We start from the raw sequence: 18,760 nt of genomic DNA, 5'->3' as shown, positions 1-18,760 counted from the left end.
CCGTGAGTCAGGGGGAGCAGTCCGCGCAGCTGCTGAAGCTGGCGATCACCGTCGAGGTGGAGCCGGTGCGGCAGCAGGCCGGCGGCGTCTATGTCGCCGGCCCGAAGGACCTGCCCAGGGATCTGCTGGTCGAGCTGTCGCCGGACGCCACCGTGGGTGACCTAACCGAGGCCGTGGCTGGGCACTTCAAGCTCGGCGGCATCCCTGGCCTAGGCCTCACCCGGCGGATGGTCAGTTCGGCGGATCGCAGCGACCCCCACGCGGTCGGTTTCCTGCCGGCCGGGCACGCCATCGCGGAGTGTGGTCTCTTCGACGGCGTGACGCTCACCCTGCGTCAGCGCAACGGGCTGCCCGATCTGCCGCTGGACACGATGCGTGATCCCGAGGATCTGTTCATCGTAGATGAGCGTGGCACGCACCGGGGCCGGGTGACTCGGCTGCCGCGCGGCGTCGAGGTGATGCTCGGTTCGCGTCCCAGCTCGGTCCCGCACCTGATCGTCGACGATGATGGGGTCGAGGCCGACGCTGTCATCGTCAAGAACTACAACGGGGCGACGGTCTCCTGCACGGTGCTGCGCGGCACCGGCGTGCACATCTCGGGCAACCCGGTCCGACCGGGTGACAAGTGGGAGGCGCAGCCGGGCGGCACCATTTCCTTCCGCCGGGACAACACGGACGCGGTCAGCTTCATCATCACCACGGCGGAAGGGCTGCTGCACCGGTCACCGATCGGCAAGGTACGTTTCGACCCGGCCGCGCGGCTCGGCGACCCGCAATACCGGGAGCTGTCCGAGCACGTACGCCGGATCGACGCCCAGCCGGAACCGCCCGAGGACCAGCCCTTCCCGGCCGAGCAGATCGTGGTGCCGCTGACCATCGTCGGCGTCATCTACTTCGTCACGCAGAGCCTCCTGTCGCTGCTGATCACCCCGATCGCCGCAGTCATCCCAGTGGTCATCTGGCTGCGGCAGAAGCGCATGGCGCAGCGGCGTTACGAGAAGGCACGCACCCGCTGGGTGGAGCGGCTGCAGCGGGTCACCCGCGAACTGACCGAGATGGCCGGTCTCGAGGAGGGCAACCGGAAGCAGGAGAACCCGGCGCCCGCCGAGTGGGCGCGCCGCGCGTACCGAAGGCAAGCCGGTCTTTGGGGTCGCGGCCCGAACCGGGACGACTTCCTGGCCATCGCCCTAGGTTATGGGCAGACGCCGAGCCGCTACGAGGTGAAGCTCGCCGACGGTGTCGACCTGGACGATGAGGATTTCCGCAAGACGATGGAGGTGCAGGGGCGGAAGATCTCACCTGACGCGATCCGTCCGCAGCTCTTCGACGTGCCGATCACCACTAGCCTGCGCGACCATCACGTCGGCCTGGTCGGGCCCGACGAGCTGGTGCTGCGGCATGTCCGTGCGGTGCTGCTGCAGATCGTCTGCGGCCAGCCACCGGGCGCGGTCGGCCTGGCCGCGCTGCTGCCCGGCTCGCCGGAGGTGGTGGAGAACTTCGACTGGCTGAAATGGCTGCCGCACACCGCAGCCGGTTCCACGCTGCTGCCCGCCACCCGGCTGATGACCGGCCGGGCCCGGTCGAACTCGCTGCTGGCCGGCATGCGCGACGTGCTAGTCGAGCGGCAGAAATACCGGCTCAACGAGACGCGGGAGAGCTACGCCGTGCTGCTCGTGCACGAGGCGTCCGAGGTGGACACCGCCCTACTCGGCGAGGTGATCGCGCTGTCCGACGGCCTGGTCCGGGTGCTCTGGGTGGGCAGTTCGACGGACACCGCTCCGGTGCTGGTCACCAGCCTGGTCGAGCTGCACCAGAACAAGGAGGACATCGAGGAGTCGACCGGCGTGGTGCTCTCTGGCGACCCCGCGCTGGCCGAGATCGAGTTCGCGCCCAGCCTCTTCGTACCCGCGCCGGACCGGACCGCCCGCGCGCTCGCGCCGCTCTACGACCCGCAGGCCTCCGGCGCCAATGCCGGCATCCCCCGCTCAGTCCCGCTGGGCCTGATCAGCCCGCTCTCCGGATTCGGCTACCCCGATCAGCCGCGCCCCTCGCTCGGCAAGTCGCTGTCGGCGCCGATCGGGGTAGCGCAGGACGGCGTCTTCGAGCTCGACCTGGTCGCCGACGGCCCGCACGCCCTGATCGGCGGCACCACCGGCGCCGGAAAGAGCGAGCTGCTGCAGACCTTGCTCAGCGGCCTGATCGGCCGTTACGGGCCGAACGAGGTCAACCTCTTCCTGGTCGACTTCAAGGGCGGCGCCACCTTCGCGCCGTTCCGCGCCGTGCCGCACGTCGTCGGCTACGTCAGCGACCTCGACCAGCGCAACGTCAACCGGTCGCTCGCGTTCCTGCGGGCGGAGCTACGGCGGCGCGAGCGGGCGTTCGAGGCGGCCGGTCACGCCAAGGAGTACCACGAGTATCTGAGCCGGACGCTGACTACCGGCGGTCACCCGATCCCGCGGCTGATCGTGGTCTTCGACGAGTTCGCGACGATCGTGCAGGAGTTCGAGCGCACCACCCTGCCGGCCGTCATCGACATCGCACAACGCGGCCGGTCGTGGGGCGTGCACCTGGTACTGGCCACCCAGCAGCCGACCCGCGACGTGGTGGTGCCGAAGGTGCGGGCCAACGTGAACGCGCGGATCGCGCTGCGCACTCTCAGCCCCGACGACTCGATGACAATCATCGACCGGCCGGAGGCCACCCGGATCCCGCGCGCGCTGCCGGGCCGCGCCATGGTCACCTTGGAGGGCGGCAGCCTGGTGGAGTTTCAGACCGCGTACGCGGGCGCCCGCTACATGCCGCAGAACACCGGCCGGGTACGGCTGACCCCGCTCACCATCGCGAGTACCGCGGACGCGCCGGCGGACCCGGATCCCGACGACGCCGGATTGCCGGGGGCCGAGACTCACCTGCGTCATCTCATCGGCGAGGTGATCGCACTGCGGCTGCCGTCGCCCGAGCAGTCGATCGTGATGCCGGATCCGCTTGAGGCGGCGCCGGTGCGCGTACGCCCTCGTCTCCGCGCCCTGCCCCGGCATGCCGACGGCGACGCAGAGGCTGACGGCCGCACCAGGGTGGCGATCGGCGTGGTCGACCTGCCGCACCAGCAGACCCGGCTGACGGTCGAGGCCGATCTGCGTCGCGGCGCGGTGCTCTTCACCGGGCCGAACGGCTCGGGCCTGACCACGGCGCTCCGCACGGTAGCTGAGGCGATGGCCGGGACGACCGATCCGGCGCGGCCGTTCACGGTGGTGTGCCTGGACGGCGGCGATCGCCTCACCGAAACGATCGGCGACGTCGTCTGCTGCTCCATCGCGCGCGTCGATCTGACCACCACGCTGATCGACCAGCTGTGGCTCGTCCTGCGATCCCGGATGGCGCGGGTCGCGGGTCAGGCGGTGCCGATCGGATACACCGGCCGGGCGGAGATCCTGGTGCTGATCGACGGCTTCGACGTGCTGATGCGGGCGCTGGCCGCGCCGGCCACTTCCTTCTGGTACGCGCGGCTCACCGACCTGCTCACCGCCGGCCGCCGGCACGGCATCTATTTCGCGCTGAGCTCCCGCTCCGCGCGCGATCTAGACGCCACCGCGACCGGCGCGCTGGCCTCGCGAATCGCGCTGCACGAGCACTACGACGAGGCCGGCACGCCCGCCGAGGAGCGGCTGCCCGGATTCGGCACCAACGAGAGCGGCAACCTGGTGCAGATCCTGCATCCCACCCGGGACTTCGCCCTGCGACCCCGGCCCGACCTCGACCAGGACTTGGCGAGCTTCCTGCGGTCGGACACCTGGCGAACCACCGCAGCGTGTGGAGGTGACCCAGACGCCGTGGTATTGGGCGTCGACGAGGTCAGCCGGCTGCCGGTGACGGTGCCGCTCGCCGAGGAGCACCTGCTGATCGTTGGTGGCTCGCGGTCCGGGCGATCCACCCTGCTGCACGGGATCGCCGACCAGATCGCGGGCACCACCGGTCACCGTGTCGCGCTGGTGCGGGGCAAGCCGGTGGAGGAGCCGCCGCGCGACGACATAGTGCTGTTCGGAGCCGAAGAGGTGTTCGCGCTCGGGCGGTTGCTGACCGCAGCGGAGCGGCGCGAGTTCGTCGCCGAGCGGGGGCTGGCCTGCCTGCCGGACGGGCGGCTGATCCTCCTGATCGACGACGCGCCGCTGATCGAGAAACTGGACAACGGCAGCTCGCTGGAAACGGCGCTGACCGATCTGCAGGCGCGCTCCGCCGCTCAGGTCGTCGCGGTGACCTCGGCGCAGGCGGCCGCGCGCAGCCCGCTCACCGGTGGGATGCGCACCAGCGGCTTCACTGTCTATCTTCGGCCCGGCGCGCTCACCTCGGACGTTGACGACGGCTGGCGGGTGCGCAGCGTGTCCTTCCAGCATCGCCCCGGCGCGCTCTACTCACGGCACGACGCGATCCTGCAGACCGATTTCGGCCAGCACGTCGTGCACCTGATCGGCTCGAGCGACGGGAACGCCGGATGAGCGAACGTACCCTGCTGATCATCGCTGGCGTCGGGCTCCTCGCCGCCTTCTCGGTCTACTTCGTCCGCGTGCTCGGCGATCTGGTGCTCCGGCTGGCCGGCGCGGAGCCGAAGGTGCTCCACGAGTTCCCGGTGGACCGCAACTACCACCTGGGCCTGGGCCTGTCGCTGCTGCTGTCGTCGGCGATCTCGACGGTGGCGCTCCTGATCGCCACCTCGGTGGGATTCGGTGTCAAGCCAGGCTCGGCGGCGATGGTCGCGATCGGGGCGGTGTACTTCTTCCTGATCTTCTCTATCGACCGCTGGCTGGTATCCGACCAGACGGCCGGGTACGCCTCGGAGACACGCGACCGGCTGGGCGGCAGCCTGTCGTGGACCGGCAACTTCCTGAGCGAACTGTTCAAGTTCCTGCCCCGGCTGGCCGTGGTCTTCTTCGCGTCCGCGCTGTTCGCCGACTTCATCCTGCTGGTCGTATTCGACGACGAGATCAAGGAACAGATGAAGCTGATGAGCGTGCAGGCCACGCACCAGTTCGACGCGCAGGTCGCCGCCGAGGTAGCCCGCCGGGTTGCCGAACCCAAGCGGCAGTTGACCGCAGCCGCGACCGAGAAGAAGCAGGTGCAGACGACCTTCGACAACGGGGTCAAAGCCATCAAGACCGCACGCGACGCGAAAGACAAGGCCATCGCCAAGCTCCAGGCAAACGGCGTGCGGTGCCGGCGCATCGCGATTTTCGGCACCCGGATCGACAGCCGGGGCCAGCGGTTCCGGACCGTGGTCGGCCATCGGGAAGAGTGCCCGACCGAGGTGAAGGACGTACTCGACGCGTACGACAGCGTGGTGGACAAATATCCGGGCACGCAGCAGGGTGTCACCAAGGCTCAGGCGGCGATCGACAAGCGGTACGACGTGGTGGCGAAGCGCGCCTACATCACGACCGGAGCCGAGAAGGAGATTCGCGAGGAGTGGTCGGACGCCGCGCCGACGAACCGCGACGGGCTGCTGGTCCGCATGCGCGCCCTCGACCTGCTGACCAGCAAGCCATCGGGCACCTGCAATCCGGCCGCTGCAGACGCCAGCTTCGCCGAGGCGTGCATTTCGCGCTACTCGGGCCGGGCGGACACCATGCAGACCAACCTACGCATCTGGATCCTGCTGCTCGAACTACTTCCAGTACTGATCAAGTTTGTCAACGCGTTGCTCCCCCGCCGCGGCTACGCGTCGCTCATGGCCGCGCTGGACGAGAAGGCCAAAGCGCAGGCTCGGCTCGTGTCCGGCCACACCAGGGCCCGGGTGCGCGTCAAGATCGAGGAGTTCACGCGCCAGGAGCGTACGCAAATGGAACTGACCACGGCCGGCGCCGAGATCGAGATGCGCGAGATGGAACGACAGCGGCAGCAGGCCGGGAAGCGGATAATCCGGCAACGAATGCACGCAATCCCCGGCCTGCCCGGCCACTATCGCTCGGAGGACAGCCCCGATTCGGCGCCAGCGCGACATGCCCGGCGCGGCCTGGGCAGCCGCTTCCGTAACGTCGGCACGTATGTCCGCGCACGCTTCCGCCGGCGGAAGTCCCCACCGGAGCCGGTCGCCGTCCTAACCATGCCGCAACAGTTCTCGGTGTTCGACGACGTGGACACGGTCCGCATGGAGCTGACCGCCAAGCCAGTCATTCCCGAGCAGCGCACACAGCGTGTCGTCAACTCGGAGGACGACCTTTAGGGCCCGCTGATCTCACCTGAGCTGAGGGGCGGCGCCGATGATGCGCTGCGCACGAAACGGCTGTGCGCCTCCCGTCTGCAGCGTGTTGACCAAGATGACGAGGCGGCGGTTCAGGTCGCGGGTGGCGCCCATCCCGTTCCCGTAGCCCGGGCGGTCACCCGTCCTACCCGACAGGGGATCAGCGGACCGACCTGGATTCGGCCGGGCCCAGCGCGATGCTGCCAAGGATGCCGACAGGTAACAACTCCTGCGCCTGCGGCTCCACCGCGTACGCGGCCGGATAACGATCCAATTCATGGAGGGCAGGACGGCACGCAGCGACCCAGTCACCGCTGCTCGAGCAGTTCGTCGCGGAGCGGGAGGCAATCGTGGCGGCGACCATCAGCGGCCTTGTGCGCCAACTGGTGGGCGTGTGCCCGGCTCGGGCATACGGGTCAAACGGGCCGGCGGTCTCCTCTTGCGGCAGCTCCGGGAGTGTCGACGACGGAATCCGCTTGAGCCGTAGCCGGCCTTGCGAAGTACGCGGTCGGCTGCCGGTCCAGCGACACCTTCGCACGATCTACAAAGCTTGCACAGCGTTGACAAGAGTCGACAACCTACGCTTACCGAAAGTTACGGTTCAGGGTCTCCCATTGATCGTCAAAACCAGTCGCTGACCTGCACAGACGCAAGCGTCGACTTGTCAAGGACTATCACTGGCAGTCAACCGTCAGCAGGGATTTTCGAGGGGTAAACGGGGGCACCGTTGGGCGTCGCTGACACGTCCGCGACCCCACCAAGCGCCCCGTCCGGGCTCGCTTCGCTGTCCGGGTTCAAGAAGATCAGCGGCGCCGCAGCGAGGGGGCACCAGCCCCACCGCGTTCCTCGGTGCCGACGGCCGCACCGCCGAACGCCGCCCGCCGCTTCGCCGATGATCTTACTCAGGAGCGGGATCGCGCTGCCGCACATCCCCAGCCGGCCAGCGCGGCGGTTGGCCATGGAGTCACTAGCCGCCCAAGTCAGCGTCGGCGTCACCCGGCCCCGAGGTTACGCAGGCAGCCGGAAGGCGCCGACCACTGCAGCTCAAGTTCCGGCCGGACGCCATGGGTCGAACCGGTTCAACCCATGCTTCCGTCAGTACGGGCGGCCAGCAGCGGGCTGCGCTACGTCTCCGTCCCGTCCACAAGAGCACCTCATCCACAGATACAAAGACACGCCTCCACACACCAAATGCGAGACGCTCCGGAAACGGCCATTCCATTCACGATGGTACGACGTTGTCTCGCCTGGCGCCGCCGCTCGTTGTGTTGCGCATCGGCTGGCGGGGCCGCACCACGCGGCGTAGGTGTTGCCGGGGTTCCATAGATGATCGGGGTCCTGTGGCACGTCTGCCGGTCCTGTCGCTGGTCAGGGTGCTGCGGTCTAGCGGAAGCGCTGAAATCCCCTAGTGACACGGATCGTGTGATCACCGTTAGTGAGGTGGGGTTTCGTCTTGATGTCCTAGTGGCTTGATCGCTAGGGTCACTGGTCGTGTATGTGAAGCGTTCGACCCGGCGGGTGGCGGACGGTCAGACGGTGGGCTATCTGCAGTTGGCCCACAACGAGTGGGATCCGGTGGCGAAGGTGTCGCGGACGAAGGTGCTGTACTCCTTCGGCCGGGAGGACCAGCTCGACGTCGCGGGGATCCGGCGGCTGGTCGCGGCGCTGTGCCGGCTGTTGGGGCCGGGCGAGGCGCTGGCGTCGACCACTTCGGCGGATCTGCGGTTCACCGACTCCCGGATGTTGGGCGGGGCGTACGCGCTGGGCGGACTGTGGCGCACTCTGGGGATCGACGCGGCGATGCGGCGGCTGCTGGCCGACACGCGGATGGAGCCGCGGGTTGAGCGGATTCTGTTCGCGCTGGTGGCCAACCGCGCGCTGGCTCCGTCGTCCAAGCTGGCCGCGACCCGCTGGATCGCCCACGACGTCGTGATCGACGGTCTGGACCTGCCCGTGGTCGACGAGTCCTGCTACCGGGCGATGGACTGGCTGATCAACGCCGAACCGGAGCTGGGGCGGATCGTGTTCGACAACACCGCCGACCTGCTGAACCTGGAGGTGGACCTGCTGTTCTTCGACACCACCTCCACCTACTTCGAGACCGCCGACGCCGACGAGTCGGTGGCCCGCGACGAGCGGGGCATGCGGGTCGGCGACGGCGACCCGGCGGTGAAGGAGACCGGGTTCCGGACCTGGGGCAAGTCGAAGGACTCCCGGGGCGACCTGCCGCAGATCGTGGTCGGGATGGCCGTCACCCGCACCGGCGTTCCGGTCAGATGTTGGGCCTGGCCTGGGAACACGTCAGACAGCGCCCTGATACGACAAGTCAAGGACGACATGCGGGACTGGTCGCTGTCGCGGATCGTGTGGGTCGCCGACCGTGGTTTCACCTCCGAGCAGAACCGGCGCTACCTGCAGAAGGCCGGCGGGCACTACATCCTCGGTGAGAAGCTGCGCGGCGGCACGCCCGAGGCCGACGCCGCGCTGTCGCGGCAGGGCCGCTACCGACACGTCGCGGACAACCTGCAGGTCAAGGAAGTGCGACTGTCCGGCGACCTGGCCGACGACCGGTTCGTGATCTGCTTCAACCCCGAGGCCGCCGTCCGCGACGCCGCGATCAGGGCCCGCATGGTCACGATCCTGGACGAGATGATCAACGGCTCCGACAAGCTCGGCCGGGACAAGCGCGCCGAGCTACGCGGCGTCATCTCCACCAAGCCCGGCCTGAAACGCTACCTGCGCACCACCCCCGGCGGGCTGCTGCGCATCGACCGCAAGGCCGTCGAAGCCGAGGCCAACCTGGACGGCAAGTTCCTACTGCGCTGCTCCGACCCAAAGCTGTCGGCCGAGGACATCGCCCTGGGCTACAAGCAACTCCTCGAGGTCGAACGCGGCTGGCGGGACATGAAATCGATCATCGACCTACGGCCGGTCTACCACCGCGCCGAGGACCGCATCCGCGCCCACGTCCTGCTCTGCTGGCTCGCACTGCTGCTCATCCGCATCACCGAGACCCGCACCGGACAGACCTGGCCCGCCGTCCGTGACGAACTCCAACGCCTTCACCTGGGCACCTTCACCGGCCCCGCCGGCTCCTTCCGCCAGCGAACCGAACTCACCACCGGCCAGAAGAAGATCCTCACCGCCCTCGGCCTGCCCGAGCCCCGCCGTGTCTTCGAGGCCACCCCCGCAACCTCCTGACCAGCACGAACACCCCGGCCTAGTGACACGCCCCGCCACCGGGCCAACCCACGTTTCCCCAGCTCAACCCACGATTCGCGGACTAGCCAACCACCTGATCTGTGGAACCCGGGTACGACCGGCGTGCCCTGACCGGGCCGCGATGGTCAGAGACGACGACGCTCTGCGGAGGCGAGTGAGCTGCCACGGTCGGCGGCGACGGCGGCAGATTCGGCGAGGTGGCATCGTTCCAGGTCTGGATCCATGCGTGGATGTCGCGTTCCAGGGCTTGGACGGAGGCGTGGACGCCGCGGCGGATGAGTTTGTCTATCAGCAGGCCGACTTGCAGCAGCCCAGTCTGTTCACCCTCGGTCACCGGGCGGGCTGACAGGTCGGTAGGGGTGATGACTGCGGCCCTGGGGAAGGGGTCGACGGAAAAGGGCCCACACCACGGGCACCTCGCCGGCGGCCTACTTCCCTCTGGGAGGGCTCCGGCGCGGCAACGCGCCGGAGCTACCCGACCGCGAGTTCATGTACCTGGCCACCGTCGACAGCGCCACCATCAAGATCTGGCTCCGTGACCTCACCCGCGAAACCTGATCTACAAGACACTGCCTAGATCGTCGCGGCGCCGCGCCACCCGCGGTTGCGGTGAATCGCCAGATCTCCAATCGTATCGGTGGCGCGTTGCCGGGGCAGCGGACGCCCATCCGCGCGCAGCAGCCGGGTCATCGCGGAGTGAAGGACGCCCATGCGGATCAGCGGACCGCCGTCGGCCACGCCGTCCCGCAGGACGCGCAGCAGGGCGGCCGTAAACGCGGAGTTGCGGGCGCCCGCCGGTGCATGCGCCCTCTCGTCCTTCGCCGTCGCGGCCAGCACGTATGCCCCTCGGATGTCGAGTTCGCCGCCCGCCGTGCCATCCGACATGAATTCGACGGCCGCCCCGGCATAGCAGCAGTCCAAGATAACCAGGTTCCGGCGGCTCGGGCTGCGCAGGACCATCTTGCGAATCTGAGCGTACGGCAGCGCCGTGAAATCGATGTGCGCCGCCTCGGTCCCTTTTAGGCCCAAATAGAGCCCGTCCTCCAGAAAGCCGTGCCCCGCGTAGTAAAGCAGTAGGGTATCCAGCGGCTCGGCCGCCAGCTCCGCGATGCGGGGCAGGTCGCTCAGACCCGGGTTAGGAAAGCAGTCGACGCGGTCCGTGGCGAATGCGCCCTGCCCGGGGTCGGTCAGGACGTCCCGGAGATCGGTGAGGTTCGCTACGACCGAGGGCAGGTCGGAAATCTGGCTATCGGCGTAGTGAGCTGCTCCGATCAGGATTGCGGTGGACTGCTCCCGGACCGGCAGGAGCGATGTGTCGGTCGCGGCATGCCCGGCTCGGCCCCGCCGATCGCCGTCGCGGCGCTCGGACTCGATTCTGGCAAATATCGACTCCATGAAACCAGTTACACTCGGTTGACGCACCCGGCGGAGATCGACCCCGAACTCCGCCAGCACACGCGCGGCGACGTTGTCTCCCTCCTCGATGATGCCCGAGAGGAGGTGGTGAGTGTCGACGCGGAGCTCGACCAGCTGGGATGCCTCCCGCTTCGCGAGTTTTAGCACTCGTTCCGTCGACGTCGCGAACGGTATGGTCTTCCTCGTGGGCAGCAGTACTTCAGTTAGGTTGAACCCCTGCGACTCCAGGCGCCTCTGCTGCAGCCGCAGGCCGACCAACGCGAGCGGAAAGCCGATGCTCCGCAGGACCTCCACGGCGGGGCCCTCATCCTGCTTGAGCAGAGCGAGCAGGAGGTGCTCCGGCGCGACGGCGCGGTGGCCGAGCGCACGAGCCTCTTCTCTTGCCTCGAAAACCGCCAGCCGGGCAAGCGGGGTGAATCCGTCAGCCATTGACCTGGCCGGAAAGCCTCCGCGCCATATCGGCCGCGACCGCCTCCGGATCCTTGATCTTATCGGACTCGAGTTCGATCTCGACGTCACCGGACTTCACCTTGATCCGGCTCGGCGTGCGCTGACGAGCTAACCATCCCGCCACCGCGCCGGTCAGCGCCGCGAGCAACTCATTGTTTTCTGTAATCCACTGGAGAGCCTCGACGGCTGGGCCCATTTGCTCGGGCTGCGGCGGCGCGTAGACCCGGACGAAACGGGTGCCTCGCAGGTCGACGTCGGCACGCAACTCCCGCTCGAGATCTAGCAAGAGGTCGAGGCTGCCAATGATTTCGACGGTCGGTCTCATCGGACCACCGTACGACAGCCCGCAACACCCGGGTTCCACAGATCAGGTGGTTGGCTAGTCCGCGAATCGTGGGTTGAGCTGGGGAAACGTGGGTTGGCCCGGTGGCGGGGCGTGTCACTAGGCCGGGGTGTTCGTGCTGGTCAGGAGGTTGCGGGGGTGGCCTCGAAGACACGGCGGGGCTCGGGCAGGCCGAGGGCGGTGAGGATCTTCTTCTGGCCGGTGGTGAGTTCGGTTCGCTGGCGGAAGGAGCCGGCGGGGCCGGTGAAGGTGCCCAGGTGAAGGCGTTGGAGTTCGTCACGGACGGCGGGCCAGGTCTGTCCGGTGCGGGTCTCGGTGATGCGGATGAGCAGCAGTGCGAGCCAGCAGAGCAGGACGTGGGCGCGGATGCGGTCCTCGGCGCGGTGGTAGACCGGCCGTAGGTCGATGATCGATTTCATGTCCCGCCAGCCGCGTTCGACCTCGAGGAGTTGCTTGTAGCCCAGGGCGATGTCCTCGGCCGACAGCTTTGGGTCGGAGCAGCGCAGTAGGAACTTGCCGTCCAGGTTGGCCTCGGCTTCGACGGCCTTGCGGTCGATGCGCAGCAGCCCGCCGGGGGTGGTGCGCAGGTAGCGTTTCAGGCCGGGCTTGGTGGAGATGACGCCGCGTAGCTCGGCGCGCTTGTCCCGGCCGAGCTTGTCGGAGCCGTTGATCATCTCGTCCAGGATCGTGACCATGCGGGCCCTGATCGCGGCGTCGCGGACGGCGGCCTCGGGGTTGAAGCAGATCACGAACCGGTCGTCGGCCAGGTCGCCGGACAGTCGCACTTCCTTGACCTGCAGGTTGTCCGCGACGTGTCGGTAGCGGCCCTGCCGCGACAGCGCGGCGTCGGCCTCGGGCGTGCCGCCGCGCAGCTTCTCACCGAGGATGTAGTGCCCGCCGGCCTTCTGCAGGTAGCGCCGGTTCTGCTCGGAGGTGAAACCACGGTCGGCGACCCACACGATCCGCGACAGCGACCAGTCCCGCATGTCGTCCTTGACTTGTCGTATCAGGGCGCTGTCTGACGTGTTCCCAGGCCAGGCCCAACATCTGACCGGAACGCCGGTGCGGGTGACGGCCATCCCGACCACGATCTGCGGCAGGTCGCCCCGGGAGTCCTTCGACTTGCCCCAGGTCCGGAACCCGGTCTCCTTCACCGCCGGGTCGCCGTCGCCGACCCGCATGCCCCGCTCGTCGCGGGCCACCGACTCGTCGGCGTCGGCGGTCTCGAAGTAGGTGGAGGTGGTGTCGAAGAACAGCAGGTCCACCTCCAGGTTCAGCAGGTCGGCGGTGTTGTCGAACACGATCCGCCCCAGCTCCGGTTCGGCGTTGATCAGCCAGTCCATCGCCCGGTAGCAGGACTCGTCGACCACGGGCAGGTCCAGACCGTCGATCACGACGTCGTGGGCGATCCAGCGGGTCGCGGCCAGCTTGGACGACGGAGCCAGCGCGCGGTTGGCCACCAGCGCGAACAGAATCCGCTCAACCCGCGGCTCCATCCGCGTGTCGGCCAGCAGCCGCCGCATCGCCGCGTCGATCCCCAGAGTGCGCCACAGTCCGCCCAGCGCGTACGCCCCGCCCAACATCCGGGAGTCGGTGAACCGCAGATCCGCCGAAGTGGTCGACGCCAGCGCCTCGCCCGGCCCCAACAGCCGGCACAGCGCCGCGACCAGCCGCCGGATCCCCGCGACGTCGAGCTGGTCCTCCCGGCCGAAGGAGTACAGCACCTTCGTCCGCGACACCTTCGCCACCGGATCCCACTCGTTGTGGGCCAACTGCAGATAGCCCACCGTCTGACCGTCCGCCACCCGCCGGGTCGAACGCTTCACATACACGACCAGTGACCCTAGCGATCAAGCCACTAGGACATCAAGACGAAACCCCACCTCACTAACGGTGATCACACGATCCGTGTCACTAGGGGATTTCAGCGCTTCCGCTAGACCGCAGCACCCTGACCAGCGACAGGACCGGCAGACGTGCCACAGGACCCCGATCATCTATGGAACCCCGGTCGTAGCCTGCCAGTCCACGCGCTGTTTACCCGCGTATCGATCGGTTCACGGTGGCCGGCGCGCACCTCGCCGACCCGCCTTCGACCGTCCGGCGGATGGCAACCGGTCCGCGGCCGGTCATCTGACGACGAGGAGGTAAAGAGCGGCCACGGCGGCGATGTTGAGGAGGACGATAATGACGAGAAAGCCGTTGACGGCGCGGCGGTGTCCGGTGAGCCGGCGGTTGAGGTCGGCGAGCAGCTCGTTCTGCCGCTGGATCTCGGCTCGCCCGGCCGTGCGGGCCGCGAGGTCGCGGAGTTCAGCCTCGCGTGCCTGGTCGGTGGTCTCGCTGAGCTGACCGGTGAGATTCGTCACCGCGTGTGCGACCTCGCTGAGCAGATTCTCGACGCTGCGGGCGGCCTCGGCTCGGGCCGTGGCAGCGTCGCGGGCGTGGTGGTGGGCGCTCTGCCGGATCTCGGCCAGTTCGCGGGCGACCTCGCGGTTGGCGGCGTCGACGGCCTGGTGCAGTTCGGTGAGCCGGCGGGTAAGGTCGGCGCCGCCGGTGTCGGCGGCCTGGCGGATCTCCGCGAGGCCGTCGGTGAGCCGCTGGACGGTACCGGTGACATCGAGGACCTCGATGGCGGTCTCGTGCACGGACTGCTGCACTGCGGCGAGCCGCCGGTCGGTCGCCTCGGCTTGGCGCAGGCCGTCCTGGGTCCGGGCTTTGATCTTGACGAGTTCGAGTCGGTGGGCGTCCAAAATGCGTTCCAGTTCGGCCACGGTGCGGGCCAGTGGTTCCCGGGACACCTCGTGCAGGATCTCGTAGAACTGGGAACTCTCGTCGTCCATCGCCGCGCGCCTCACCGGTTCTGTCTGATCAGGTCGTAGTCACGTGCGCAGGACAGCAGGGCGACCGCTGCCGCGAGCGCTGGCCCGGGGCCTTCGGCCCGGGCGGCGGCGGCCTCGCGTCGCAGGCGGGCCATCCGGTTCTCGAACTCACGGTGCAGTCGTTGCGGAAACTGGCTCGCGATGTCGACGTGGTCGGCGAGGATCGCGAATTCCCGGTCACGTTCCTCGCGGATCGTGCGAGCGGACTCCCGATGTGCGGCCAGGGCTCGGCGTTCGGCGTCGAGGGCGGTGACGGTACGGGCGAGCCGCCGCTCCGTGTCGGCGGTGTCGGTGTCGCAGCGGTCGATGCTGATCTTCTTGCGGCGGGTCGCGAAGTCGGTCAGGGACGTGGCGAGGTCACCGGTGGCGGCGGTGACGGCGGCTGCGAGCATCTCCCGCCCGGTACGGGTGTTGAGGTTGACCAGGGCGCGGACGAGAAAGCCACCGGGGGCACCGGTGTTGTCACGGTACCGCCCGAACCTCTCTTCGACGATATCGTCGGCGCACCGGTGGACCACCGTGTCCGACACGGCCGGGTCTCGGGGCTCGCGCACGTCGCCGGGGAAGCTGCGCAGCACTCTCCGCTCGTCCTGGCGCCAGGTGGCCCAGGCTGCGCGGTAGGCGTCGAGCAATTCACGGTCGATGGTGGACAGGTCGCGGATCCGGATGTTCGTGGCGTCCGTGGTAGTCCCGAGTCGCGGTGGGGACAGGGCTTCGAGGGCTTCCCGTGCCCTGGCCAGGTGGCCCAGCCGTTCCCGGAACCCGGCGATCGCCTTCTCCCGCAGTTCGCAGGTCGCCTCGCTGCCGTGGACAGCACGGTCGCAGGCGGCGACGGCGGCGTCTAGTTCGGTGCGGCGCCGCTGCTGGATTTCGCACGCGACGTCGTGGGCCTCGAAGGCGCGCCGGACTCGGTTCTCCGGCCGGCGGGCGCCGGCCAGGTCGGCGCGCAGGGCCGCAAGGAACTCGTCGCGCAGTGCGATGGCGGGGTGTTGCGGGTCCGCGCGGATCAGGGCGTTCCAGCTGCGACCGAATTCCAGCGGGTAGAGCCAGGCGCCAGCGTTCCACTCGGCACCGACGATCTGGAGCCCGTCGAAGTTGGGCATGTCGTCGAGGATCGAAATCCGTAGGGCCGCCATCGTACGGCCGGCGGGTGGGGTCTCGTCGAGCCAGTCGAGGGTCTGCTCGTTGGAGAAGGCGTGCGTGAGGACGACGCGGAAGCGGCGCAGTTGCCGAGGCCAGTTGCGCAGTGATTCGACCTCCTGGACGGATGGCTGCAGTGCGCCCTGTCCGCTGATCAGCGCGATGAGGATCACCATGTCGGACACGTTGATCCACCGGTCGAGCAGGCGGTGGGCATGCCGGTCCTCGGCCCGGTCTGCGGCGGCGACACCCGGCAGGTCGAGGATGCGGACGCCCTCGCCGCCGGGCCGGGTGAAACAGCCGGCAGGCAGTCCGATCTCGATCACCGAGGCGGCTGAGGTGCGGCCGTCAATGACTGCGGCCCGTACGCCCTGGATCCGTTTCTGGATCTCGTCGGTGGTGACCGTCTGGGGCGGCTCACCGGCCGACGCCCGCCAGGTCCAGTCAGGGCCGGCCGCTGCGGCGTAGCGGAACGCCGTCGGGGTCGAGGACTCGCCGACCTGCCGGCCGGCGCGCAGGACCGCGGCGATCTCGTCGTGGTGGGCCGGGTCGACGCCGAGCAGGGTCAGCAGGAGGGTCGTCTTGCCGACCTGGGTCTCGCCGTACAGGGCGGCGTCGAGTTCCCCCGCACTGGTCGCGGTCGCCCGACGGATCTCTGGTGCCAGGTCCTGCAGGAACTGCTCGTAGACGTCGAATGCCCAGCCGAACCGGTCCTGCTCGATCCGGGCGGCCGGTTCACTCCACCAGGGCGAGGCTGGCATGCAACCGGTCCAGTAGTTCGAGCCGGCGGGCCTTCACCCGCTGAATGCTCATCCGCAGCCACTCCCGGCGGGCCATGTCGTGGTCAAGGCCGTAGCCGTCGCGCAGCCGCTGCACCAGCATCCGCCGGGCCAGCGTCATCAGCTCCTCGTAAGCGGTCAGCCGGTTGTCGAGTTCCATCGCCGTAATCCGGTCGATGGCCTTCTCGGCGAGGTTCAGCTTGCGGATCAGACGTTTGTTGAGGACATCGACGGTCACCACGGCGACGGCCGCCGTCGCGAGACTACCGGCCACCAGGGTGGCCACGGCCTGGCCCATCGCGCTGCCGATGCCGCCGCGGGCCGCAGCGGCCAGGCCCTGGACGGTGTCGACGCCGCCGGTGCCGTCGTCGATGCCGGCGATCGACGCCCAGGTCCGGACCATGTCGCGTTGTGCCTGGTCCCAGTGTTCCCACTGGCGGGTGAGGTCGCGGGCGTGCTCGGCGGTGGAGCGCTGGGCGGGCCGGAGGGTGCCGTCCTCCAATGCCACCAGGGCGGGCTGGAGGCTGCCTAGGTGGGCCCATTCCAAGGTGAGCGCCGGGAGCAGACTGACGGCTTTGCGCAGTTGTTCCGACGGTCGGATGCTCTGGGCGGCCGTCATCGTGGCGAGCCGCCGCAGTTCCCGCAGGATCTCGGCGGTGACGGCGGTGCGGCGGTCCTCGACGGCCGGCTCGGGCAGGACCGGGCCGGCGATCGCCGGCAACGCACCTGGTGAGGTCCAGGCGATGTCCAGCTTGACCCCGAGCTCGGACAGGTTGCGCTGGACGACGGCGGCGAACACCTGCGGTAGGACCGGCGCCAGGGGTGAGGTGCCGCTGCTGCCGCCGGTCCACGCATCGCGGACCAGATCGGCGAGCGCGTCCCGGTTCTCTGAGGGCCGCAGCGAGAAGAACGCGGCTCCGCGCTCGATGGCCCGGCTCCAGCCTTCGAACCGGTCCCGGTGCAGGTCGTGCAGCCGTTCCAGTGCGTCAGCACGGAGGGTGCGGATCCGTTCGCTAAGCTCCCTGACGAATACCGGGCGCAATGCGGCCTCGGCGTCATCGAACGCCCGCAGGATGACCCTGCCCTCAGCCCGCTCGTCCTGGTCAGCGTGGTCGTTGGCCTCGTTGAGGGCACGTTCGGCCTTGGTCAGAAGGTCGCCGAGCTCGCCGAAGATGATGCGCTCCAGTTCTCGTACTCGGTGGTAGCGGTTGCGGCCGACGCCGGGACCCATGTCGCTGAGGGCCGACCGGAGCTCGGCGACTGGGTCGGGGCCGTCGGTGCCGCGCCGGACCCAGGTGGTGAAGACAGAGTTCTCCGGCACCCCGTAGCGGGATGTCGCTCGGGCGCGCAGTGCCGCCAGCTCGCTGGGCACGTCGCGGGAGGTGTCGCAGTGGCTGATCGCGATCAGCGGCGTGGTGCCTTCGAGGAACTGTTTGTGCAGGTCGTCGAGGACCACATTGGGCCGGTCGGTGGCCAAGTCCTGCTCGTGGGTGACCACCAAGGCCCGGGAGGCGCCGACCAGCGACTGCCGCATCAGCTCCTGCCAGCGGTGGTTCTCCTCGGTGCGTTTCTCGTACCCGGGCAGCAGCAGCAGTCCGGCCGTGCCGGTCGGTGCATCGGGGAAGAGCTGATACGGCACCTCCAGCTCGAGCAGCAGCACGTTGCCGCCGTCGTCGCGCAGCGCGTACATCCACTGCTCCCGGTCGACGGGCTGCCGCTCCCAGCGTTTGCCTTTCTCGGGGTCGTCAACGAGGCGGGTCAGGTAGCCCTGCGGCTCGTTGACGGCGGACTCGATGAGGAAAACCGGCATGCGCTCGCCCTGGGAACGGTTGGCGCGCAGCCAGGAGTTGTCCAGGCCGTAGATCTGCCGAACCAGGGTGGTCTTACCGGTGCCCTGGGTTCCGGCGACGGCGATCAGGTGCCGGCCGCCGAGGGTCTCGGCGGTGAGGGTGTGCCGCACGACGTTACGGCACAGGTCGACGAGGGCATCGCCGCCGTTGTCCAGAACGGTCAGTGCGCCGGCAAGGTTGAGTAGGGTGAGGTTGAGGGACGTGAGCACGTCCTCCGGGGACGTGACGACTTCGTCGGGGGACATCGGCATCCTCGGGCGCGTCCGTAGTGGAGACCGCTAGCATCTCTATTGGGCAACAGCCATACCGGTTCGGACGGTAGCGCGGGATGGGACGCAGATCCAGCGACGGCTATTGCAGTGTCGGCCTATTGACTGCGGAGCCGGTCGAGCTCCAGAACGGCCAGTCCACGGTGCCCGCAGGCTGGTTCACCGGTTAGATACACCGTG

General features: G+C 68.7%; 10 protein-coding genes. 3 read left to right on the top strand and 7 right to left on the bottom strand.

All coding sequences use genetic code 11. The features are described 5' to 3' along the window. Window positions 1-2 precede the first annotated feature (2 nt). Both O7633_RS21305 and O7633_RS21300 read left to right on the top strand, forming a co-directional pair. The gene (locus O7633_RS21305; protein WP_282323654.1) at window positions 3-4,493 is read left to right on the top strand and encodes an FtsK/SpoIIIE domain-containing protein; all 4,491 of its coding nucleotides are present in this window, start codon (window positions 3-5) and stop codon (window positions 4,491-4,493) included. Further along, window positions 4,490-6,214: a DUF4407 domain-containing protein gene (locus O7633_RS21300; RefSeq protein ID WP_282323653.1), complete on the top strand. Its 1,725-nt coding sequence runs from the start codon at window positions 4,490-4,492 to the stop codon at window positions 6,212-6,214. Before O7633_RS21305 ends, O7633_RS21300 begins: the two co-directional genes overlap by 4 nt. Window positions 6,215-6,392: 178 nt before the next feature. On the opposite strand, the gene O7633_RS21295 is transcribed toward O7633_RS21300, so the two are convergent. After that, window positions 6,393-6,596, bottom strand: coding sequence for a hypothetical protein (locus O7633_RS21295; protein WP_282323652.1), 204 nt, complete (start codon window positions 6,594-6,596; stop codon window positions 6,393-6,395). Between the two features lie 1,127 nt (window positions 6,597-7,723). Between O7633_RS21295 and O7633_RS21290 the strand changes: the two genes are divergently transcribed. Next, window positions 7,724-9,433, top strand: a complete 1,710-nt coding sequence (locus tag O7633_RS21290) for an IS1634 family transposase (RefSeq protein WP_282323649.1) — start codon at window positions 7,724-7,726, stop codon at window positions 9,431-9,433. A gap of 594 nt (window positions 9,434-10,027) precedes the next feature. Here O7633_RS21290 and O7633_RS21285 read toward each other — a convergent pair. The 6 genes from O7633_RS21285 to O7633_RS21260 all read right to left on the bottom strand — a co-directional run bounded on the left by O7633_RS21285 (window position 10,028) and on the right by O7633_RS21260 (window position 18,556). Beyond that, window positions 10,028-11,299, bottom strand: a complete 1,272-nt coding sequence (locus O7633_RS21285; RefSeq protein ID WP_282323651.1) for a Clp protease N-terminal domain-containing protein — start codon at window positions 11,297-11,299, stop codon at window positions 10,028-10,030. Then, window positions 11,292-11,645 (bottom strand): hypothetical protein, encoded by a 354-nt coding sequence (locus O7633_RS21280; RefSeq protein WP_282323650.1) that lies wholly within the window; start codon window positions 11,643-11,645, stop codon window positions 11,292-11,294. Before O7633_RS21280 ends, O7633_RS21285 begins: the two co-directional genes overlap by 8 nt. Before the next feature lie 140 nt (window positions 11,646-11,785). Beyond that, complete coding sequence (locus O7633_RS21275) at window positions 11,786-13,495, bottom strand: IS1634 family transposase (protein WP_282323649.1); 1,710 nt, start codon at window positions 13,493-13,495, stop codon at window positions 11,786-11,788. Between the two features lie 297 nt (window positions 13,496-13,792). Next, window positions 13,793-14,503 (bottom strand): hypothetical protein, encoded by a 711-nt coding sequence (locus O7633_RS21270; protein ID WP_282323648.1) that lies wholly within the window; start codon window positions 14,501-14,503, stop codon window positions 13,793-13,795. 11 nt (window positions 14,504-14,514) lie between these two features. Beyond that, on the bottom strand, window positions 14,515-16,443 hold the full coding sequence (locus tag O7633_RS21265) for a hypothetical protein (protein WP_282323647.1): 1,929 nt from the start codon (window positions 16,441-16,443) through the stop codon (window positions 14,515-14,517). Further along, complete coding sequence (locus O7633_RS21260) at window positions 16,418-18,556, bottom strand: hypothetical protein (RefSeq protein ID WP_282323646.1); 2,139 nt, start codon at window positions 18,554-18,556, stop codon at window positions 16,418-16,420. Before O7633_RS21260 ends, O7633_RS21265 begins: the two co-directional genes overlap by 26 nt. Window positions 18,557-18,760 lie beyond the last annotated feature (204 nt).

It is taken from the genome of Micromonospora sp. WMMD712 (genome assembly GCF_029581295.1).
GTDB lineage: Bacteria > Actinomycetota > Actinomycetes > Mycobacteriales > Micromonosporaceae > Micromonospora > Micromonospora carbonacea.
Note: the sequence above shows the minus strand (reverse complement) of the source record. Positions and strands in the feature narration are given on the sequence as shown.